This is a genomic window from Flavobacterium sp. IB48 (genome assembly GCF_016405855.1).
Classification (GTDB): Bacteria; Bacteroidota; Bacteroidia; order Flavobacteriales; family Flavobacteriaceae; genus Flavobacterium; species Flavobacterium ginsengisoli.
Genome location: NZ_JAEFCA010000003.1, coordinates 557798 through 580154, shown reverse-complemented (window position 1 = coordinate 580154; position 22357 = coordinate 557798). Strand labels below are relative to the sequence as shown.

Below are 22357 nucleotides of genomic sequence, written 5' to 3'. Positions count from 1 at the left end.
TTTTAATTATTTATTTTCAGTATATACCCAAGCCGTTCTTCCTGATTGAAGTTTGACTTGCACTCTTTTGTATGAATTAGACTCGAATTGATCAACTTTTAACAATTCTGGATTAGAAACTTCAAAAGCAACACCATGTATAATGTCCTCCAAATTTTCACTTGGTACAGCAACAACATAATCTGCCATTCCAAATTCTTCTTCAATTTGTAAACTTTTAAGTTTGAAACCCAGTATTTGATCTGGACTTCCACTTAAAACTTTATTAAAAATCTGCATCTGAGTTTGTTTCGATCTTAATGTTCCGTATGAGAATAATAGTTCCATAATTATGATTTTCTCTTTATTTGTTAGCGTACAGTCTCCTGATAAGTATCGGGATTTGAACGCCCAAATTACAATTTTTATTACAATTTAAAGTAATCTATATAATTATCTAAATCTTTGTCTCCACGCCCAGAAAGACTGATAACAACAACATCTGTAGGTTTAAATTTCTTTTGATCTAAGACTGCAAAAGCGTGTGCACTTTCGATCGCAGGAATAATTCCTTCTAATTTTGTCAATTGAAGCCCAGCATTCATTGCATCATCATCGGTTACAGAGAAAAACTCACCTCTTCCTGTTTGCGCCAAATGTGCATGTAAAGGTCCAACTCCTGGATAATCTAATCCTGCCGAAATAGAATATGGTTCAGTAATTTGTCCATCAGGAGTTTGCATTAAAAGCGTTTTACAGCCGTGAATAACCCCCACTTTTCCTAATTTGCTTGTTGCTGCGCTATGTCCGCTATCAACACCTTTTCCCGCTGCTTCAACAGCGATAATACCCACCTCTGGCTCATGCAAAAAGTGATAATAAGTTCCTGCCGCATTACTTCCGCCACCAATACAAGCTACTACATAATCAGGATTTTCGCGTCCTTCTTTTTCTTTTAATTGCCATTTAATTTCTTCCGAAATGATACTCTGAAAACGAGTTACCATATCTGGGTAAGGATGCGGTCCAATTGCTGATCCAATAATATAATGTGTATCAACAGGATTATTGATCCAGTCACGAATTGCTTCGTTTGTGGCATCTTTTAAAGTTCTTGAACCTGAAAGTGCCGGACGAACTTCTGCGCCTAACATTTTCATACGAGCCACGTTAGGTGCTTGACGCGCGATGTCAATTTCGCCCATATAAACAATACATTCAATTCCCATTAAAGCACAAACTGTTGCTGTTGCCACACCGTGTTGTCCTGCTCCAGTTTCGGCGATAATTCTTTTTTTGCCTAGACGTTTTGCAAGCAAAATTTGTCCGATAGTATTGTTTACTTTGTGCGCTCCGGTATGGTTTAAGTCTTCTCTTTTTAGATAAACTTTGGTGTTGTATTTCTCAGACAAACGTCTTGCAAAATATAACGGACTTGGGCGTCCAACGTAATCTTTAAGCAATTGATTGAACTCTGCTTTAAAATCAGGTTCATCCATTATACTTAAATACTTCTGACGTAATTCTTCTACATTTGGATATAACATTTCTGGAATATAAGCTCCTCCAAATTCTCCGTAATATCCTTTTTCGTTAACGTTAAAACTCATTTTATTTAAATTTTAAAAGTTGGCAACATCAAATTTGCGTTTGAAATTGCTAAATAGATTTTTATTTTTCAGCCCTGGTTCGATTTCAAATTTACTGTTTACATCAACAGCGTAAATAGGTAATTTTGTTTTTGAAATTTCTTCAATGGCTTTTAATTCATTCATTCCGATGCCACCGCTCAAAAAGAAAGGCTTTTTCGAATTGTATTTTTTTAATATGCTCCAGTCGAAAGTTGTTCCATTTCCGCCTGGAAGTTTTCCTTTTGTGTCAAACAGAAAATAATCGCAGACATTTTCAAAAGGCTTTATAATCTCAAAATCAAAATTTTCATCGGCCGAAAATACTTTGATAATTTCAATTTTCTTTGGAAGTTTTTCCTTTAAAGCTGAACAAAATTCAACTGATTCTTCTCCGTGTAATTGAACTGCTTGCAAATTGTATTTTTCAACTTTTTCCAGAATTTCTTCCTGACTTTGGTTGACAAAAACACCCACTTTTTTGATTGTTTTGACCAACTCGGGAACATTCCCGTTGCAATATCTAGCAGATTTTTCCCAGAAAATAAATCCCATATAATCGGGTAGGAGCGCGCCTACTTCGAGGATATTTTCTGGATATTTCATGCCGCATATTTTGAGTTTCATTTCGTTGTGTTTTTTTAACGCAAAGTGCGCTAAGGTTTTTTGTTTTTGTATTGTGTTTAAAATGCGAAAAAGTTCGCAAAGCTTTGCGCTTATATTGTTGCCACGAATTTCACGGATTAGCACGAATTTAATTAGTGGAAATTTGTGTAATTTGTGGCAAACCAAAATTATATCTTACTAATAAATTCCGTCGCTGCTAATCCAGCATTATCAGTTTTCATGAAGTTTTCTCCAATTAGGAAACCTTTGTAACCGTATGGTTTAAGTTCTTGAATGGCTTCAATTGATGAAATACCGCTTTCAGAAACTTTTACAAAATCGTTTGGAATTTGAGATGCCAGTTCTTTGCTGAAATCTAAACTTACTTCGAATGTTTTTAGGTTTCTATTGTTTACGCCAATCATATCTAAAGTTGGCATAATTGATTTTTCTAATTCTTCTTGATTGTGAACTTCTAAAAGAACTTCTAAACCTAAACTTTTTGCAAATTCAGATAAAGATTTAATTTCTTCACGCGTTAAAACGGCAGCGATTAATAAAATTAAATCGGCTCCGTGAGCTTTTGCTTCTAGAATCTGATATTCGTCTACAATAAATTCTTTTCGTAAAAGCGGAATATTTACTGAAGCTCTTGCCAGAAGTAAATCGTCTAGAGAACCGCCAAAGTATTTTCCGTCAGTTAAAACGGAGATTCCGCATGCGCCAGCAGTTTCATAACCTTTAACTACTTCTTCAACTGTAAAATTATTGTTGATGATTGATTTTGAAGGAGAACGGCGTTTGTGTTCTGCAATAATTCCAGAATTACTTTCTTTTAATTTCTGACTAAGAGAAATCGTCTGTTTTCCAAAAAATACTGAAGCTTCCAATTGTGAAACCGGAATAATCGATTTCTTCAAAATCACTTCTCTTTTTTTGTCTATTATTATTTTATCTAAAATGTTCATTGTTGTGTTGTTTCATGTTTCATGTTTCATGTTTCAAGATGTAGAACGTTCAAAATAACTTGAAACCTGAAACTTGAAACAAAATTTTATTTACTTAACTCTTGTAATTTTTTTAATGCTTGATGTCCTTTCCCTGACAATAAACTTTCTTTTGCTATTTCAAAACCTTCTTTAGGAGAGCATTTGGTAACGGTTGAAATTGCCATTGCAGCATTGGCACAAACTACATTATTTTGAGCTTCGTTTCCTTTTCCAGAAATGATATTCGTGAAAATTGCAGCAGATTCTTCAATTGTTTTTCCGCCTTCAATTTCTGTTTGCGATAAAAGACGAACGCCAAAATCTTCTGGATTTAACATTCCTTCCATGTGGTTAGAAATTGTTTTTGTTGGACCAGTCAATGAAATTTCATCATATCCGTCAAGCGAATGTAAGATCGTGAAATTGGTATTGGTGTTTTGATATAAATACGCATACATTCTCGCCAATTCTAAGTTGAAAACTCCAACCAATTGATTCTGTGGAAATGCTGGATTTACCATTGGACCTAACATATTAAAGAAGGTTTTTACCGCCAATTCTTTTCTAATTGGTCCAACATTTTTCATTGCTGGGTGGAATAGGGGAGCGTGCAAGACACAGATTCCAGCCTGATCAATACATTTTTCTAAAAATGATGGATCGTTGCTGAATTTAATTCCCATTTTTTCCATTACGTTGCTTGATCCAGAAATAGATGAAACTCCGTAATTTCCATGTTTTGCTACTTTTATTCCTGCTCCTGCAGATACAAAAGAGGCTAAAGTTGAAATATTGAAAGTGTCTTTTCCGTCACCGCCCGTTCCGCATAAATCGATTGTGTTGTAAGCTGATAAATCGACACGAATGCATAAATCCAATAAAGCTTCGCGAAAGCCCGAAAGTTCGTCAATAGTAATGCTGCGCATCATAAAAACAGTCAAAAATGCCGAAATCTGACTTGGATTGTAGTGACCGCTTGAAATATTAATCAATACTTGTTTTGCTTCTTCTTTAGAAAGCACTTCGTGGTTGATTAATTTGTTTAATATAGTTTTCATTGAAATTTAGTCTTAAAGTCTAAAGTCGAAGGCCTTAAAGTCCTTGACTTTGTAATTCATTTTTTTTCTTGTGTTTTTTAGTTTTAAAATAGCGAAAGACCTTTTTTTGACTTTATGACTTTCGACTTTAAAACTTTTGACTAGCTGTTAATCCAATTCTCTAAAATCCTTTTTCCGTTTGGTGTTAAAACGCTTTCTGGGTGAAATTGAACGCCTCTTACATCATAATTTTTGTGACGTAAAGACATAATTTGTCCGTTTTCATCTACCGAAGTTGCTTCTAAATCTTCGGGTAAATTATTATCAACTACCCACGAATGGTATCTTCCAACTTCGAACTCGTTTCCTAAACCTTCAAATAAAATTTCGTCGTCTACTAAAGTTTTTACGTTTGTTGCAACTCCGTGATATACTTTATCAAGGTTAGAAAGTGTTCCGCCAAAAACTTCTCCAATTGCCTGTTGTCCTAAACAAACGCCAAGAATACTTTTTGTTGGACTATATTTTTCGATTACTGCTTTTAACAAACCAGCTTCATCTGGAATTCCAGGTCCTGGAGAAAGTAATATTTTTTCGAAAGATGCAATTTCATCAATATCAAATTCGTCGTTTCTGTAAACAGTAACTTCGCAGTTTAAATCTTCTAAATAGTGCACTAAATTGTAAGTGAAACTATCGTAATTGTCTATAACTAAAATCTTTTTCATTTTTTTTTTAAGTTGCTAAGTTGCTAAGGTTCTGAGATGCTAAGTTTTTTACTAAAAACGGAGACTGAGACTGGCAACTAATTTTTTTATTATTTTTCTCGAACGTATTTTTCTACTATAATACGATCTACTCCTAATTTTTCTACTTTTTCTACTCCTTTTTGAATTAAGGTGTCGTTTTGAACTTTCACTACAAATTCAAATTTGTTGTTTTCCCAATCACGGTTGTTGAAGAACTCCAGATTTTCGGTGTAAATACTATCTTTCAAAGTATATTTTCCGCCTCCGCCAAAGAACAATGCTGATGTGGAATCTTTTCCATTTTTCAAATCATGATTAAAAAAAGCAAAATGTGTATCGTTTATAATTTTAATCATTTTTGTTTTTGTATTGAAAGTCGAAAAAGTAGAATCTTTCTCTGTCGTTTCAGCTGATATAAGACGCCAGGTTCCTTCAATAGGGTTTTGTTTTTTTTCTGAATTGCAAGAACTAAGGGTAATGATTAAAACTAAAATTGATACTGCTTTTTTCATAGTTTGTGGTTTTATGGTTTGTTTTTAATTGTTTCAGGTTTCAAGTTTCACGTTTCAATAACTTGAAACTAAATCTGTTCTGCCATTTCTAACGCTGTATTCAAGGCTCTCAACTTATTGTAAACTTCTTGCATTTCACTTTCTTCGTCAGAACTTGCTACAATTCCAGCTCCTGCTTGACAATGCAATTGGTGATTTTTAGAAAGGAAAGTTCGAATCATAATCGCATGATTAAAGTTTCCGTCAAAATCCATAACTCCGATTGCGCCTCCATAGAAGTTACGATTTGTCTTTTCGCAATCTTCAATTAATTGCATAGCTCTGTGTTTTGGTGCTCCGCTTAAAGTTCCTGCTGGAAAAGTATCTGCTACGACTTGCATTGTTGTTGCTTTATCGTGTAAATGTCCTGTAACTTTAGAAACTAAGTGAATTACGTGAGAGAAAAACTGAACTTCTCTGTATTTTTCTACATTTACATCATGTCCGTTTCTACTTAAATCGTTTCTCGCTAAATCAACCAGCATAACGTGTTCACTGTTTTCTTTTTTATCTTCAGAAAGTTCTTTAGCTAAAAGTGCATCACGCTCATCATTTCCAGTTCTTTTGAAAGTTCCCGCAATTGGATGAATTTCGGCTTTTCTATCTTTTACGATAATTTGTGCTTCTGGTGAAGAACCGAATATTTTGAAATCTCCGTAATCAAAAAAGAATAAATAAGGAGAAGGGTTAATGCTTCTTAAAGCTCTGTATACATTGAATTCATCTCCTTTGAAACCTTGAGTAAATCGTCGAGAAAGAACCAATTGAAAAACATCTCCGCGATAGCAGTGTTTTTTGGCTAAAGCCACATTTGCTTTAAATTCTTCATCAGTCAAGTTAGAGAAACCTTCGCCTTCTTTAGAAAATTTATAAGAAGCAATATTTCTTGATTGCAATAATTGCTCGATTTCTGCAATATTATTTTTTCCGTCTAAACTGTGGCAGAAAATATAAGCTTCATTTTTAAAGTGGTTAATTGCAATAATGTTTTGATAAACAGCATAAAAAACATCTGGAATTGAAGTTGCATTGTCTTTTTTTGCAATAGATACTTTCTCGAAATAACGAACAGCGTCATAAGAAATGTATCCAAATAAACCGTTGTTGATGAATTTAAAATCGTTTTTTTCTGATTTGAATTGGCTTGAAAATTCCTGAATTACCTGAGGAATATTTGTTGAAGCATCGATCACAGTTTTCTCAGAAGTTCCGTCAGGAAAAGTTTTTGAGATTGTCTCATTTTCGATTTTAATAGTAGCGATAGGATTGCAGCAGATATAAGAGAAACTGTTATCATTTCCATGATAATCACTACTTTCTAGTAATAAACTATTTGGGAATTTATCTCTGATTTTAAAATAAATGCTTACTGGCGTTACTGTATCTGCCAGAATTTGTTTGTAATGTGTATTAAGAATAAAAGGTTTCAAAATATATAGTTTTATGTTGTTCGTTAATTTGTTTTCAATTGAATCAAAAAAAAAGGGCTTGTCGTGATGACAAGCCCTTTATATTTTTATATTTCTTACAATACCATAGGAAGCTTCGTTCACGACGTCTGACGTAAATTGCTCCACCACCAAGTATTGTTTAAAATTGTTCTCATTTCTTTATTTTGATGTGACAAAGATATAAATGTAATTTTAATTAGAGTACATAAAATTCCAAAAAAATCTTTTCGAATTTCTGAAATTTGTTAAATTTTAATCACAAATCTTCCTATAACTCCTTAATTTCCACTTGCTATGGTATTGTTTACATTTAATCTGAAATCTGGATTTCCTTTAATATTTGGAAGTGCAAACAGCTCACTAAGTTTCAATTTTGTATATTCTATTCCGTAAGCAGGGTTTCCATAATAGTTTTTTATGCCAGGAATATTGCTTCCAGATTCGCTTTCAATTTCACCTTGACAATTGTTTGCTACAATATTTTTAAAAGTGATTTTTGATAAATTTGCTTCACCATTTCCGATATTTCCTTCCAACAAAATAAATGGTGCAAATCCAGAAACCACACTATTGGTTAGGTTGAAAAAGGTATTTTCTTTGATGTAAGCAGATTCTCTCACCAAGCCTTGATTGTTTTCCTCTAAATTAACCAAAGTAATGTTGTTTGCATTTATTTTAGTCATTTTTTTAGTCATGTCTGTATTCGCAACTTTCTCGTAAGAATCAGCCTCAAAACATCTTGAACCCGAAATATCTGAAGAAAACGGATGGCGAATTGCAATACTATTGCTAATATTAATTTGAGCTCCTTGTGTAAAATCAAAATCGTCGTCTGTTGTTCTGAATGAAACCAAGTTGCTTAAATTCAAATCTCCGCCATAACATTCGAAAGAATCATCATTTGAAAAACTAATTTGAACGTGGCTCACAGTTGTTTTTCTTCCAACACCAGCAAGAGAAAGACCGTTTAACTCTTTTGAAGCGCTTAATTTTCTTCCGGCATATTCGATTCTAACATATTTTAGAGTTCCTGAATTGTCTTCTGGATCTTGCCCTCCATAATGATTTAAAGTTGGATCTAAATCGAAAGGCAAAGTATGAATACCTCCTAATGAGTTTATTGGTGCTTTTCCTAAAACTATAATTCCGCCCCAATCTCCTGGTTTTCTATTGTTTATTTCATTTTCTGATGTAAAGATAATAGGGTCAGTTTCTAATCCTTCAGCCATAATTTTAGCTCCATTGGTAATAACAAGCGTTCCGCATGTTTTATCGTCACCACGTATAACAGTTCCTGGCTCGATAGTTAACGTTGCATTGTTTGTAACATACACAACACCAACCAAATGATAAATATTACGTTTTACTAAACGTGTATCTTTATCGATTGTTCCGGCAATTATATTGGTTGCTTCGCCATAGTCATTTGCAGCTGGTCTAAAGCTCGTCCAGTTGGTCATCCAGTTTGAAGTACCAGTGATTCCTTTTGGCTGTTGTTGAGCTTGTGCGAAAAAGCTGATAATGAAGAGTATGCATGCAATATGTAGTTTTGTTTTCATAACTATGATTTTAATTTCTAGTTTTTGATTTTTTTTAATTGTCCCAAAAATAGAAGCCGTATGTTAATCAAAGTCCTGATACTTATTACGAAAGAGTTACTTTATTATTAAGAATGTTAAGTTTTTGAAAAGTTTAAAAAAAATAAACCCCGAAAGTTTAAAACTGTCGGGGTTTACTGTATTTCTGAATTAGTAAGGTCTAAATATTAGAATTTTAAAGCTACTGTCAATTCAAATTCGTCATTGATAGTTTTATCTCCTAAACCGTCGAAGAAGCTACCTGAACCGTATTTAATATCGTATTTAGTTCTGTCAACTTTGAAAGCAGTTGTAGCAGTGTTTCCTTTTACAGTGATATCAAAAGTTACTGGTTTAGTAATTCCTTTGATAGTTAAATCTGCAGTTACAGTATAAACGTCAGCAGATTTTGCACCGATAGTTTTGAAAACTAATTTTGAAGTTGGGAATTTGTCAGTTCCGAAGAAATCGTCAGCTTTTAAGTGACCGTTTAATTTTCCTTGGTATTCTCCAGTTAAATCTGTAGAAGTTAATGAAGTCATATCAACTGTAAAGTTACCACCAGCTAATTTTTTTCCTTTGAAAACTAAAGAACCTTCTTTAAAGTTTACAGTTCCAGAGTGCTCTCCAGTTACTTTTTTACCTACCCATTTAATTGTAGATGCTTTTACGTCGATTTTTTTAGTTTGAGCGTTTACTGAGATTCCAGCTGCTGCTACGAATAATGCTATTGCAATAGTTTTTAAATTTTTCATGTTTTTAAAATTAAAATTTGAATTTGATTAATAAATAATTATAGAGTGATAAATAATTCTTCGTGTGATTTTCTAACTTTTTTGTGATGCTGAGATTTGTCGTCATCATGTCTGTAACCTACAGTTGCAATAACTGAAGCATTTAGGCCTAATTTATCGAAACCTAAGATTTCATTAAATTGAGCCGCATTGAAACCTTCCATTGGTGTTGCATCAATTTTTAAGTCAGCAGCTGCATTTAATAAGTTCCCCAAAGCTAAGTAAGTTTGTTTTGCAGTCCAGATGTGTTTTGCATCTTCAGATAAATTTGAAATTACATTTTTCATCATATCGCTAAATCCGCCTAAAGCTTCTGTAGGAACACCTCTTACTTCACTGATGTTGCTGATGTATTTGTCAACAGAACCTGCATCAAGACTTAAGTCGTTTGCAAAAATGAATAGGTGAGAAGCATCAGTAATTTGAGTTTGCCCCCAAGCTGCACCTTTTAATTTTTCTCTCAATTCTGGATTTTCAACAATAACTACTTTGTAAGGTTGTAATCCGTATGAAGAAGCGCTTAATCTAACCGCTTCTTTTAATGTATTTAAATCAGCTTCTGATATCTTTTTTGAAGCATCATATTGTTTAACTGCGTATCTCCAATTTTGATTGTCTAAGAAATTGCTCATATTTTTATTACTTTATTTGTTGGTTCTATATTTTTCTAATAGTTGATTTAGGAAAACCAATTCTTCTGGTTTTAAATTATTTGCAAATGTTTGCTCATGCTCATCTACTTTTGGATCTAGTTCTTTCAATACATCTAATCCTTTTTGTGTAATCGAAACTTCAATTTTTCTTCGATTATCAGGACAGACATTTCGCGTTACAAAATCCTTTAATAATAGTTTATCTACCAAACGTGTTGTGTTGCTCGTTTTAGCAAGCATTCTCTCTTGTATCACGCACATATTAGCAGGTTTTCCTTTTTGTCCTCTTAATATACGTAACACATTATACTGTTCTCCAGATAAATCATACGGTTTGATCAACTCGTTGAAATGATCCTGAATCACATTTTGCGTGTACATGATATTCAGAATAACTTTTTTCGCATTATCCATCTTAACCGTACTCTTAATAACCTCTTCAATTGTCATAGTCGTAAGTGTATAATTTGTATATACAAATGTATAACTTTTAATAGTTGTATATACAAATGTTGTGTTAATTTTTTGTTAACATGAATAAAAAGGCTTTTTTAAAGAACTAAAAGAATAGTTTTCGATATTAAAATTAAAGTAATTTTTTAATATAACGTATTGATATGTTGTATATTAATGATTTTTTAAAACTAAAAGAAAGTTTTGATTTTAAATATTAGTCAAATGACTTTTTGTAAGATATTTTAAAAGTGTAAAACCTTAAAAATCAACTAGATTTATGATTTATTGGAATTCTGAGAGCAGAAAACCTTTTGCAATTTGCTTGAAATTGGCAATTTCATTGTTTATCCAAGCTTCATCATGTCCCAATTCTTTGGCAATTACTCTAGCTGTTTTCTCCGAAACTTCAATTGCAGCTCTAGCATCTAAGAATAATAAACGAACTCTTCTTGCCAGTATATCATCAACAGTTCTTGCCATTTCGTAACGAATTGCCCACACGACTTCTGCCATTGTAAATTCGTGATTAGAATGCAGTTTTTCTTTTAATGTCTGTTCGCTTTCTTGCAACTCGATTATTTTCGGAATATCTGTACCATATATATAGAGGTGATTTTCTCTATCAAGTGAAGTGGTAGGTTGGCTTCCGTGAATAGAAAGATGTTCTGTTGTACAGGTTCTCTTTGGTAATTTGCCTGTTTTGATGGCTTTGTCAATTATATCTTCAGCAATTTTTCGATAGGTAGTCCATTTTCCTCCTGTAATGGTAATGAGACCAGTTTCAGAAACTATAATTTTATGGCTTCTAGAAACTTCTTTAGTGCTTTTACCTTCTTCTTTTGGAGCTGCCAAAGGGCGTAATCCTGCAAAAACAGCTAACACATCTTTTCTTTCAGGTTTTTTTGCAAGGAATCGCTGGGCTGTTTCAAGTACAAATTGAATTTCGCTTTCTAAAGCAATTGGTTCTAAACTTTGTTTTTTTATTAAAGTATCAGTCGTGCCAACTACAACTCGATTATGCCATGGAACTGCAAATAAAACTCTTCCGTCTTTTGTTTTCGGAATCATTAAGGCATGATCGCCAGGCAGAAATGATTTATCAAAAACCAAATGAATTCCCTGGCTTGGGACAATGTATTTTTTATAAACATTATCATTGAGTTTCATAATAGCATTTGTAAAAACTCCTGTAGCATTTATAATAGCAGAACCTTTTAAATCATATTTAATTCCGCTTTCTTGATCCTGAACCTGAACTCCAATTACTTGATTGTTATTGTCTTTTAATAAATTAACAACCTTAGTATAATTTAAAACACAAGCTCCGTTTTCTACTGCAGTTTGGGCAAGATTGACAGCAAGACGAGAATCATCAAATTGTCCATCGTGATAAATTACGCCATTTACCAAACCATTTTCTTCTACGTTAGGAAGCATTTCAATAGTTCTCTTTTTCGAAAGATATTTTGAACTGCCCAAACTTAAACCCCCAGATAAAAGATCATAGATTTTTAGTCCAATAGTGTAAAAGTAACCGCTTAACCAATGATAATTCGGAATAATAAAAGATTGGTTTTTTACCAAATGACTTGCGTTTTGTGCCAATAATCCTCGTTCTTTTAATGCTTCTCTAACTAAATGCACGTCTCCTTGTGCCAAATAGCGTACTCCGCCATGAACTAGTTTAGTGCTTCGGCTTGAAGTTCCTTTTGCAAAATCTACCGCTTCAAATAAAACGGTTTTATACCCACGACTTACCGCATCAATTGCAGTTCCTAGTCCGCTTGCACCTCCACCAATAATTATTATGTCCCAATTTTCTGTATTTTGTAGTTTTAGTAACTGCTCTGAGCGATTCATATCTTTTACGGGACTTTTTGTTTAAAGCAAACTTAACGAAATGAAATTAAAAATTGATGAAGAAAAAAGTTTCAGGCTTCAGGCTTCAGGTTTCAAGTTTCAAGTTTCAGGTTTTCGGTAGGCAACGTTAAACAAAAACAAACCCGACAGATTCATAGAACATGTCGGGTTATCAATTTTATATATTGTTTATTTAGATCAATCGTTTTTCAAATGCTTTTCTTGCAGAGCCTCTAAAATAGACTTCTCCGCAATACGTATATTTTAGTCTGTCTAAAATTTTCAACATCGGAGTATTATCGAAGTTTGTGTCTACTTTTATACTGTAAATTTTATTTTCGACAGATAAACTTTCGATGCTCTCAAATAGTTTGGTTGCAATTCCTTTTCCTTTTGCCAATTTCGAAACGGCTACACGATGCACAACAGTATAATTGCCATCAGTAAGCCATTTGCCTTCGATATTTTCGTAAGCAGGTTCTTTATCAAAAATAATAGCCGCATAAGCCAGAATGGATTCGTCCTCTGTAAAAACATATCCATAACCATTTTCGATATCATTTTTAATAGAAAGTTCGTTCGGATAACCATCTTGCCACTGCGTGCTTCCGTCTAATCGTCTTTGTTCAATTGCATCTTGCAGTATTTCCCAAATTGCAGGTACTTCAGAAAGAACTGCTTTTCGTAATACTAACTGTTCTGTAGAATTCATTTTTTAGTTTACTATATAAAATTAATGAGGCAATTTATCTTTAATCAAACCGTAAACCCAAGTTCCAGCAATTGCACTTAATAAAGTAACTACAATTACAGTGGCGCCTGTGCCAATTTGAGCAAAAAGCGGACCTGGACAAGCTCCAGTAATAGCCCATCCGAAACCGAATAATAAGCCACCGTAAATTTGTCCTTTATTAAAAGTCTTTGGTTGGATTTCGATTTTTTCGCCATCAAGAGTTTTGATGTTGAATTTTTTAATCAATTGTACCGATATTAATCCAACTACGACAGCGCATCCAATTACGCCATACATGTGAAATGACTCTAGATTGAACATCTCTTGAATACGAAACCAGCTGATGATTTCTGCTTTTACGAATACAATTCCGAAAAAGATACCAACGACTAAATACTTAAGATTTCCCAATGCAGTTTCTTTTTTCTGGCTTGCGTTGATTCCTTCGCTGTCTATATTTTTATTTTCTAAATTCATTTTCTAAATTTTAAAGTGAAAGAATATATGGTAAAATCAAAAGTGCCATTACAAAACCACCAATCATAAAACAGATAGTAGCTACCAATGATGGCCATTGTAAGTTTGATAATCCCATAATCGCGTGTCCGCTTGTGCATCCGCCAGCGTAACGAGTTCCGAAGCCAACTAAAAATCCGCCGACAACAATCATGATAAATCCGCGAAACGTTAGTAAACTTTCCCAAGAAAATAATTGTGCAGGAACCAAACCACTATGATCTGTGATTCCGTAAGTTGCTAATTTCTCTGATAATTCAGGAGCAATCTCTATCGGATTTGGATTCGATAAAAAATGAGCAGTGATAAAACCGCCTAGAAATATTCCTAAAACAAAGAATAAATTCCAGCTTTCTTTTTTCCAGTCGTATTTAAAAAATGAAATATTCGCGGGAATACAAGCCGCACAAATATGACGAAGTGAAGAACTAATCCCGAAAGATTTATTCCCAATAATTAATAAAATTGGAACAGTTAATCCAATCAAAGGGCCTGCTACGTACCAAGGCCAAGGTTCTTTTATGATTTCTAGCATATTTTTTTAGGTTCTAAGTTTTTTTAGATTCTGAGTTGTTAAGTCCCAAAGGTCAAAAATCTTAGAACCTTAGAATCTTAGCAACTCAGAACCTTTAATTATTTTAATACTTTGCTTTGGCAGACGAAATCTGATTTTGGAACATTGGTTTTAGAAATTGCCCCAAAACCACCTTCAACCTCAGAGAAATTTCTAAATCCTCTTGCTTGAAGGATAGAAGCTGCAATCATACTTCTGTAACCGCCTGCACAATGCAAGTAAAAATGCTCATTTGGATTAATGTCTTTTACCCAGTCATTAATATAAGCGAGAGGTTTGCTGTAAGCATCGTCAATATGTTCTGCTTCGTATTCTGTTTCTTTACGAATATCTATTACTTTATCTTCGCCAAGTTTAAATTCATTAGCAAATTGCTCTGCTGTAATTCGGTTTACAGTATCAACTTCGAAACCTGCATTTTGCCAAGCTTCAAAACCGCCTTCCAAATGCCCGATAATCGTATCAAAACCTACACGGCTTAAACGAGTTACAGTTTCTTCTTCCATACCAGCAGCAGTAACCAATATAATTGGCTGTTTTACATCGGCAATTAAAGTTCCAACCCACGGAGCAAAATCACCGTTGATTCCAATATTAATAGACTGAGGAATAAATCCTTTACTGAAATCAGCTGCGCTTCTTGTGTCCAGAATTAAAGCGCCAGTTTCTTCAGCTACAGCTTCAAAATCTTTTACGTTTATAGCTTTCATTCCGTTGTTTAAAACAGTTTCAAAGCTTTCATAACCACCTTTGTTCATCGCAACATTCATGCTGAAATAGGCAGGAGGAGGCAATAAACCGTCAGTTACTTCTTTGATGAATTCTTCTTCAGTCATATTAGCGCGCAAAGCATAATTGGTCGCTTTTTGATTTCCAATAGTAGAAACAGTTTCTTTGCTCATGTTTTTTCCGCAGGCGCTTCCTGCACCGTGCGCTGGATAAACAATAACGTCATCAGCCAAGGTCATGATTTTATCTCTTAACGAATGATATAAAATTCCAGCTAATTGATCTTGTGTCATTCCAGCCGCTTTTTGAGCTAAATCTGGACGTCCAACATCACCAATAAACAAAGTATCTCCAGAGAAAATGGCGTGATCTTTTCCGTTTTCATCAATCAGTAAAAAAGTAGTGCTTTCCATAGTATGTCCTGGAGTGTGCAATACTTTAATAGTTATTTTTCCGATTTTAAATTCCTGTCCGTCTTTTGCAGAAATGCAGTCAAATTCGCAGGCAGCATTTGGTCCGTAAACAATTGGAGCTCCAGTTTCTTTGCTTAAATCAACGTGACCTGAAACGAAATCGGCGTGAAAATGCGTTTCAAAAATATATTTTAGTTTAACGCCATCACGCTCTAAACGATCCAGATAAGGCTGAATTTCTCTAAGCGGATCAATAATGGCCGCTTCACCATTTGAAGTGATATAGTATGCACCTTGAGCAAGGCATCCGGTGTAAATTTGTTCTATTTTCATGATAGGTATTGTAAAATGATGGGATACAAAGGTAACTTTGTTTTTTAAAAAAATAGGTGACTAATGTTACAGAAATTAGGTTTTTATGTAAAAAAAAGTGGAGTTTGGCATATTTGATTGAGATAACTTAATTTTAAGTTGAGCAATTACGCTTTAAGCTTTAATTTTGCGTATGACGAATGTCATTTTAAAACAAAAAAGAAAATGAACACACAGGACTTAATAGATCAAATTGCTTTTATAAAAGAAATTGATAAAGTAAAATACATTCAGCGCAAGACAAAATTGTTCAATAGCGACCGATGCGAAAATGATGCAGAACACAGCTGGCATTTGGCTTTAATGGCAATTGTTTTGGCAGAACATTCCAATGAACCGATTGATGTTTTGAAAGTCGTAAAAATGGTTTTGATCCATGATATTGTCGAAATTGACGCAGGCGATGTTTTTATTTATGATACCGTAAAAAGTCATGACAATACAGACGAAGAACGTTTAGCGGCAAATAGAATTTTTGGATTACTGCCAGAAAAGCAAGCCAAAGAGTTAATTGCTATTTGGGAAGAATTTGAAGCGGGAGAAACCAACGAAGCCAAATTTGCAAGATCTATGGATAGATTAGAGCCTTTGTTGCAAAACACATCAAACAACGGCGGAACTTGGAAAGAGTTCGGCGTGAAATACGATAAAGTTTACGAAAAGAAAAGCGTCATTAAAAATGGTTCAGAATCTTTATGGAATTATGCCGAAGGTTTGATTAATGAAAGTGTAGAAAAAGGGATTTTAGAAAAATAACCAATAAAAGTCAGGCAATCAAAATCAAACATAGCCTGCGGTTTCAACCGCAGGAAACGTGTCGGATACGCATTGTGTTCCCGCGGTTGGAACCGCGGGTTATGTTTTATCACGTAAATTTATACACAATCTTGTCCTTTCGACGAAGGAGAAATCTTCGTAAGTAACTCCGTAACGAAAGTCAAATCTTTGTCGAGCTTCTTGTGAAGATTTCTCCTTCGTCGAAATGACAAACTGGATGTAACTCAAAAAATGAGAAGTGTCATTTTTACCCTTTAAATTGTTGAAAAGTTTAACAAATATCAGACGATAAACTTTTTTTAAAGGGCGTTAATTCGGGTTCTAATGGTTAAATTTGTGGAACTTCATAAACAAATTACCATTATGGAAGAAATGCTCTTTTATGATCGAATGCAATTTGCCTTCACGATCACTTTTCATTATCTTTTTCCGCAACTTACAATGGGTCTTTCGTTGATCATTGTGTACTTCAAGTGGAAATATCTCAAAACTAAAGACGAACAATACAATCACGCCACCCATTTCTGGATGAAAATCTTTGCCCTCAATTTTGCAATGGGCGTTGTAACGGGAATTCCGATGGAGTTTCAATTTGGAACCAACTGGGCAAAATTCTCCGAATTAACGGGCGGAATTATTGGCCAGACGCTGGCGATGGAGGGAATGTTCTCGTTCTTTTTAGAATCTTCTTTTCTTGGATTATTTTTGTTCGGAGAAAAACTACTCGGACATAAATGGCATTTTGTAACGGGATTGCTAATCATGATTGGTTCGTGGGCGAGTGGTTACCTAATTATTGCTACACATTCTTGGATGCAGAATCCTGTGGGTTACGAAATCTTAGAAAATGGAAAATTTGTATTGAATAATTTTCAAGCTTTATTTTTAAATCCTTGGCTTTGGCCTTCGTATTTACACAATCAAGCAGCTTCTTTAGTAACGAGTTCTTTTGTTGTTGCTGGAATTGGAGCTTTCTATATTTTAAGTAAAAAGAATGTTGATTTCGGGAAATTATTCCTTAAAACAGGAGTAATCTTCGGATTGATTTCGAGTATAATTGTAGCTGTTCCAACAGGAGATTTATTGGCTAAAAATGTAGTGAAATACCAACCGGTAACTTTTGCTGCGATGGAAGGAATCTTTCATACCGAAAAGAAAGGTTCAGAAATTGTCTTAATCGGTCAGCCCGATGTAAAAGATAAAAAACTGGATAATAAAATCGCCGTTCCAAATATTTTGAGTTTCTTGACTTATGGAAATTGGGATCAGGAAATAAAAGGTTTAGATCAGTTTGAAGAAGACTTGCACCCAACCAATATTTCTGGATTGTATTATGCCTATCATATTATGGTTGGACTGGGAACAGTTTTTATAGGATTGATGGTGCTTTCGCTTTTTCAATTAATTAGAGGAAAATTATTCGAAACCAAATGGATTTTATGGTCTCTAATGTTCATGATGCCGTTTCCGTACATTGCCAATACAACAGGCTGGTACACGGCAGAATTAGGAAGACAGCCTTGGTTGGTTTACAATTTACTGCGAACCGCTGCTGGAGCTTCACCGACGGTTTCATCAGGAAATACCTTGTTTACATTGCTTGGTTTTATCGGTTTATACCTTTTACTGGGAATGCTGTTTTTACTTTTAGTTGGGAAAATTATCAATAAAGGTCCTCGTCATGTGGAGCTTTCAACAGAAAAAATATAAGTATGGAATTTTTTTGGTACGTAGTTTTAATGGGAATTCTGGCCGTTTATCTGGTTTTAGACGGTTACGATTTTGGTGCAGGAATTATTCATTTATTTTTTGCTGATACAGAAAAAGATAAAAAGGCAATTACCAATGCCATTGGTCCGTTTTGGGATGCTAATGAAGTATGGTTGATTGCGGCGGGAGGCGTTTTGTTTTTTGCTTTTCCGACTCTATATGCATCATCTTTCAGCGGATTTTATCTGCCTTTGATTATGATTTTATGGCTTTTGATTTTCCGCGCGATCGGATTGGAAATGCGCGGACAAATTCACAATCACATGTGGGAAAGCATTTGGGATAAAGCTTTCGGAATCGCAAGTTTGCTTTTGGCTCTTTTCTTTGGAATTGCTTTAGGAAACATCGTTCGCGGTGTGAATCTAGGAATGGTTCAAAATGGAGTTTCTACGCAAGAGGCGCATTTTTTCTTTTTGCCTTTATGGAATCCTACTTTTAGTCCGCAAGCAGATGAATTGGGAATTATTGACTGGTTTACGCTTTTCTTAGGAATTGTGAGTGTTGTGGCATTAACGATTCACGGTGCAAACTGGATTATTTATAAAACGAATTCGGCGCTGAATCCGAAATTGAAAAATGTAATCTTTAGACTGAACTTTGTTCTGTTGATTTTGGTCTTTATTTCTTTGGGAATTTGGCACTTTATCGAACCGAAACCGTTTCATAATTTCGTTGAAAATCCGATTCTGTGGTTTTTCCCTTTAATGACATTTGTTGGAATTGCGGGATTGTTTAAAGTTCGTTCTTTCAAAAAAGATGGTCACGGATTTATTTTTTCAACTTTATTCTTAGTTGGCGGATTTGCTTCGACAGCAGTTTCAATTTTTCCGAATGTTTTGCCTTCAACCAATAAAGTGAATCCGTCGTTAACGATTTATAACACCGCCGCTCACGAATACGGATTAAATGCTGGTTTGAGCTGGTTTTTTATTGCTTTGTTTCTGGTGATTATTTATTTTATTATTCAATATCGAGTTTTCAGTGGGAAAATGGATGATGTTGGGTATGGAGAACATTGATTTTTTGTTTGCCACTAATTGCACGAATTTTCACGAATTAATATTTTGAAAATATAATCAAATGCCTCCAGCTTTAACTGGAGGTTTTTTGTTTGAATTTGAATTAAGGCTTTAGCCAAACTTTGCGATTTTGGCTAAAGCCTTTTTATATACATTTGTTTACCTCCAGCTAAAGCTGGAGGCAATTTAATTTTATAGTGAGAAAAATATGTATTTTTACCAATCAGATAATTTTTCAAGAATTTTAAATATCTTTGAATTATGAGCACAACAGCAAAACCAAAACATATAGGACGAAACATAAGCCGAATTAGAGAGCTTAAAGGAATGAAACAAGAAGCTTTGGCAATTGCAATTGGTTTAAGCCAGCAGACTATTTCGAATATTGAAGCTAGCGAAACAATTGATAAAGAAAAATTGACTGAAATAGCAAAAGCACTTGGTGTTACTATTGAAGCAATTGAAAATTTTTCGGAAGAATCTGTTTTCAATTTCTTTAATAATTTTTATGATAATAGCGCAAGTAATGGTCAAGGTGCATCTGGACCAATTTTTACTTTTAACCCTTTAGATAAAATGGTTGAACTTTATGAGCGTTTGGTTGAGGCTGAAAAAGAATTAGTTAAGGCTGAAAAAGAAAAAGTAGAATATTTAGAAAAACTTCTTAAAAAGTAATAGAAAACATAAAGATAGATATCAATTGCCTCCAGCTTTAGCTGGAGGTTTTTTTGTTTGAGTTTGAATTGGGCTTTAGCCAAACTTTGCGGTTTTGGCTAAAGCCCTTTTTATATATACATTTGTTTACCTCCAGCTGAAGCTGGAGGCAATTCATTGAAAATTTTAAAGGCTAAAACGTCATTTTACCTGAGTCTGCGTTAGGGATAGAAGCGGTATCTCCCGATTAACAAAAACTACGGCTAAAAAGCCTTGTTTTTCTAAATCGGGACTAAAGCGGATAGCCCGGCCGAAGAAAACGCCCAAATTATTGCCTTCTAAGAATAAATATATTTTAGCAGTTAAAAGTGTATGATAATTTTTACGAAAGATTTAATTACAACTGATAGTTATATTCTATAATGTTAATTGTAAGAAAAAAAAGTGGTTAATGCTTAATATTGCGTATCTAAGAGTTTTTCCCCCTAAAGATTTTTAGAAATTGATTTTTACTAGAAGCTTAAATCTATTTTTACCTACTAAATTATTATGCCTTTAACAATTTTTTCCGACAAGGTTAGATTTCGTTACAAATCTAAAAATTGGCAGTATCAGTTTGATGAAATTAAAGAACTTGGACTGCTTAAAAAAAAGAAAAAATATTTTCTTGAAAACGGTGCTTTTATAGCTGTTACCGCCGCAACGTATTATTGTATGTTATTTTCCAATTTAATGGATCTATATTACATTATTCCTGCAATTTTGTGTTATGCACTTATTATTGCTGCGAGATTTAGCAATAAGGCGGAGTTCGTATATTTTGTTTTTGTGAAAGATATTTACAAAAATGAAATACGAACTAAAATTGCATTAAAAGACCGCAAATTGGTTGGTAAGCAAATCGATGCTTATTTAGATCTTCAGTTTGAACGAAGTGTAAAGAGAACCGCTTAAAAAAATCAGAGATGTTTGTATTTGATATTTTCCATTATGATACTTTTTTCATAATGGTGGCTTTGATATATGGTTACCTCATTACCAAAAAGAAAAAATTAACGAAACGCTAGTTCGTAATTTATTATGAAGTAGTTTTTATGAATACCCAAAACATGTATGGTTATGCCGTTACGATTTAACGGGAGGCTGTTTTTAGCTATACATGACCCAAATCAGAAAAAGATATGGCCACAACAATAAAAAATAAAATTAGAAATATTAGAGAGTTAAAAAATTACACTCAGGAATACATGGCAGAAAGATTAGGTGTAACTCAGGCGGGTTACAGTAAAATTGAGAAAGGAAAAACATCTTTGAGTTATGAAAAATTGGTCGAGATAGGAAGAATCCTAGATGTGAGTGTAGAAGATATAATTAGTTTTGAATACGATAAATATTTTAGTAATTACGGAAAAATAACAGGTAATAATAATGGAAGTATCTTAATTAATGCAGATAATACTTCGGTATTAAAAGAGCTTTATGAAGATAAAATCCAATTATTAGAAAAATTGCTTAATAGAACCGAAATTGAGCTTGAACGCTATAAAGATAAATTTGGAGAACTTTGAATATTTTAGTTTCATCTTTGTCAAAGTTTAATGCTTTGACAAAGATTACTCTACAAGTGAAACTAAATAAAGTTTTGAAGATTGCTATTAGAAAAAAACTTCTTTAGCAATGATATAAAATCCCATTACAAGAACAAACCAGCCAAAGAGCGGTTTTAATTTTGCGCCATCAATTTTTTTAGAAAGTTGGCTTCCAACAAACATTCCGATTAAGGCCATTGCAGAAACGCTTAGTAAGAAAGTGTAATTTATAGTTGTTCCGATGTATAAATCGCCTGCAAAACCAAGTGAAGAATTAATAGTAATGATTAACAATGAGGTTCCAACCGCTTGCTTCATTGGTAAATTGGCGAAAAAAAGCAAGGCAGGAATAATTAAAAATCCGCCACCAGCGCCTAGAAATCCAGTTACGATTCCGACCAAAAATCCAATCAAACTCAATTGCGAATAATTGGGTTCGGCTAATTTTATTTCGGGCTGATTTTTTTTAATCATCGAAATTGCTGCCGTAATCATTAGAATCGAAAAGATAATCATAATCAGAAAATCTTTTGAAACGGTATAAGAAGCAACAGAAAATAGCGTTGCCGCAATTTGCGGAAATATAACTTCGCGTATAATTAAAATTGAAACAATTGAAGGAATAGCAAAATACAAAGCCGATTTCAGTTTCAAATTTCCCATTTTATAATGGCTGTAACTTCCAAATAAAGACGTTAAGCCAACAATGAATAGAGAATAAGAAGTCGCCTGATCGGGATTAACTTTAAATAAATAGACTAAAATTGGAATAGTCAAAATAGAACCGCCACCGCCAATTAAGCCAAGTGTGATTCCGATTATGATTGAGGCAAAAAATCCTAAATATTCCATTGCATTTATTTTAATGCAAAGTTGCCTCG

24 protein-coding genes are annotated in these 22357 nt (G+C 33.9%); 6 read left to right on the top strand and 18 right to left on the bottom strand.

The features are described 5' to 3' along the window. Positions 1 to 6: 6 nt before the first annotated feature. The 17 genes from JC605_RS13205 to JC605_RS13125 form a co-directional block, all read right to left on the bottom strand. Entirely contained in the window at positions 7 to 327 is a 321-nt protein-coding gene (locus JC605_RS13205; protein WP_198856641.1) for a gamma-glutamylcyclotransferase family protein, read from the bottom strand. 80 nt (positions 328 to 407) lie between these two features. Further along, on the bottom strand, positions 408 to 1589 hold the full coding sequence (gene trpB / locus JC605_RS13200; protein ID WP_198856640.1) for a tryptophan synthase subunit beta: 1182 nt from the start codon (positions 1587 to 1589) through the stop codon (positions 408 to 410). 12 nt (positions 1590 to 1601) lie between these two features. Further along, positions 1602 to 2234 carry a phosphoribosylanthranilate isomerase gene (locus tag JC605_RS13195; RefSeq protein WP_198856639.1) on the bottom strand — a complete coding sequence of 211 codons (633 nt, stop codon included), beginning with the start codon at positions 2232 to 2234 and terminating at the stop codon, positions 1602 to 1604. A 167-nt stretch (positions 2235 to 2401) separates the two neighbouring features. Then, on the bottom strand, positions 2402 to 3181 hold the full coding sequence (gene trpC / locus JC605_RS13190; RefSeq protein ID WP_198856638.1) for an indole-3-glycerol phosphate synthase TrpC: 780 nt from the start codon (positions 3179 to 3181) through the stop codon (positions 2402 to 2404). A gap of 86 nt (positions 3182 to 3267) precedes the next feature. Then, positions 3268 to 4260, bottom strand: coding sequence for an anthranilate phosphoribosyltransferase (gene trpD / locus JC605_RS13185; RefSeq protein WP_198856637.1), 993 nt, complete (start codon positions 4258 to 4260; stop codon positions 3268 to 3270). 140 nt (positions 4261 to 4400) lie between these two features. Beyond that, on the bottom strand, positions 4401 to 4967 hold the full coding sequence (locus JC605_RS13180; protein ID WP_198856636.1) for an aminodeoxychorismate/anthranilate synthase component II: 567 nt from the start codon (positions 4965 to 4967) through the stop codon (positions 4401 to 4403). A gap of 89 nt (positions 4968 to 5056) precedes the next feature. Further along, a complete protein-coding gene (locus JC605_RS13175; protein WP_198856635.1) occupies positions 5057 to 5500 on the bottom strand; it encodes a hypothetical protein in 444 nt (147 codons plus the stop codon). A gap of 68 nt (positions 5501 to 5568) precedes the next feature. After that, the gene (locus JC605_RS13170; RefSeq protein WP_198856634.1) at positions 5569 to 6969 is read right to left on the bottom strand and encodes an anthranilate synthase component I family protein; all 1401 of its coding nucleotides are present in this window, start codon (positions 6967 to 6969) and stop codon (positions 5569 to 5571) included. Between the two features lie 299 nt (positions 6970 to 7268). Continuing rightward, positions 7269 to 8549 (bottom strand): hypothetical protein, encoded by a 1281-nt coding sequence (locus JC605_RS13165; RefSeq protein WP_198856633.1) that lies wholly within the window; start codon positions 8547 to 8549, stop codon positions 7269 to 7271. 206 nt (positions 8550 to 8755) lie between these two features. Then, complete coding sequence (locus tag JC605_RS13160; protein ID WP_198856632.1) at positions 8756 to 9322, bottom strand: YceI family protein; 567 nt, start codon at positions 9320 to 9322, stop codon at positions 8756 to 8758. 38 nt (positions 9323 to 9360) lie between these two features. Further along, positions 9361 to 9993: an NAD(P)H-dependent oxidoreductase gene (locus JC605_RS13155; protein ID WP_198856631.1), complete on the bottom strand. Its 633-nt coding sequence runs from the start codon at positions 9991 to 9993 to the stop codon at positions 9361 to 9363. A gap of 12 nt (positions 9994 to 10005) precedes the next feature. Further along, positions 10006 to 10464 (bottom strand): MarR family winged helix-turn-helix transcriptional regulator, encoded by a 459-nt coding sequence (locus tag JC605_RS13150; RefSeq protein ID WP_198856630.1) that lies wholly within the window; start codon positions 10462 to 10464, stop codon positions 10006 to 10008. Positions 10465 to 10752: 288 nt separating this feature from the next. Then, positions 10753 to 12330 carry a glycerol-3-phosphate dehydrogenase/oxidase gene (locus tag JC605_RS13145; protein ID WP_198856629.1) on the bottom strand — a complete coding sequence of 526 codons (1578 nt, stop codon included), beginning with the start codon at positions 12328 to 12330 and terminating at the stop codon, positions 10753 to 10755. Between the two features lie 193 nt (positions 12331 to 12523). Continuing rightward, positions 12524 to 13042, bottom strand: a complete 519-nt coding sequence (locus tag JC605_RS13140; protein ID WP_198856628.1) for a GNAT family N-acetyltransferase — start codon at positions 13040 to 13042, stop codon at positions 12524 to 12526. Positions 13043 to 13063: 21 nt separating this feature from the next. Then, positions 13064 to 13540: a DUF6691 family protein gene (locus JC605_RS13135; protein WP_198856627.1), complete on the bottom strand. Its 477-nt coding sequence runs from the start codon at positions 13538 to 13540 to the stop codon at positions 13064 to 13066. A gap of 10 nt (positions 13541 to 13550) precedes the next feature. After that, positions 13551 to 14114: a YeeE/YedE family protein gene (locus tag JC605_RS13130; protein WP_198856626.1), complete on the bottom strand. Its 564-nt coding sequence runs from the start codon at positions 14112 to 14114 to the stop codon at positions 13551 to 13553. 98 nt (positions 14115 to 14212) lie between these two features. Beyond that, positions 14213 to 15628, bottom strand: a complete 1416-nt coding sequence (locus JC605_RS13125; RefSeq protein WP_198856625.1) for a rhodanese-like domain-containing protein — start codon at positions 15626 to 15628, stop codon at positions 14213 to 14215. Between the two features lie 204 nt (positions 15629 to 15832). Between JC605_RS13125 and JC605_RS13120 the strand changes: the two genes are divergently transcribed. The 6 genes from JC605_RS13120 to JC605_RS13095 all read left to right on the top strand — a co-directional run bounded on the left by JC605_RS13120 (position 15833) and on the right by JC605_RS13095 (position 21455). Next, positions 15833 to 16423, top strand: a complete 591-nt coding sequence (locus tag JC605_RS13120; RefSeq protein ID WP_198856624.1) for an HD family hydrolase — start codon at positions 15833 to 15835, stop codon at positions 16421 to 16423. A 384-nt stretch (positions 16424 to 16807) separates the two neighbouring features. Next, positions 16808 to 18154, top strand: a complete 1347-nt coding sequence (locus tag JC605_RS13115; protein ID WP_198856711.1) for a cytochrome ubiquinol oxidase subunit I — start codon at positions 16808 to 16810, stop codon at positions 18152 to 18154. 2 nt (positions 18155 to 18156) lie between these two features. Next, positions 18157 to 19233 carry a cytochrome d ubiquinol oxidase subunit II gene (gene cydB / locus JC605_RS13110; protein ID WP_198856623.1) on the top strand — a complete coding sequence of 359 codons (1077 nt, stop codon included), beginning with the start codon at positions 18157 to 18159 and terminating at the stop codon, positions 19231 to 19233. 261 nt (positions 19234 to 19494) lie between these two features. Continuing rightward, entirely contained in the window at positions 19495 to 19908 is a 414-nt protein-coding gene (locus tag JC605_RS13105; RefSeq protein ID WP_198856622.1) for a helix-turn-helix domain-containing protein, read from the top strand. Between the two features lie 528 nt (positions 19909 to 20436). Next, a complete protein-coding gene (locus JC605_RS13100; protein WP_198856621.1) occupies positions 20437 to 20841 on the top strand; it encodes a hypothetical protein in 405 nt (134 codons plus the stop codon). A gap of 227 nt (positions 20842 to 21068) precedes the next feature. After that, a complete protein-coding gene (locus JC605_RS13095) occupies positions 21069 to 21455 on the top strand; it encodes a helix-turn-helix transcriptional regulator (protein ID WP_198856620.1) in 387 nt (128 codons plus the stop codon). An 87-nt stretch (positions 21456 to 21542) separates the two neighbouring features. Here JC605_RS13095 and JC605_RS13090 read toward each other — a convergent pair whose 3' ends face one another. After that, positions 21543 to 22328 carry a sulfite exporter TauE/SafE family protein gene (locus tag JC605_RS13090; protein WP_198856619.1) on the bottom strand — a complete coding sequence of 262 codons (786 nt, stop codon included), beginning with the start codon at positions 22326 to 22328 and terminating at the stop codon, positions 21543 to 21545. Positions 22329 to 22357 lie beyond the last annotated feature (29 nt).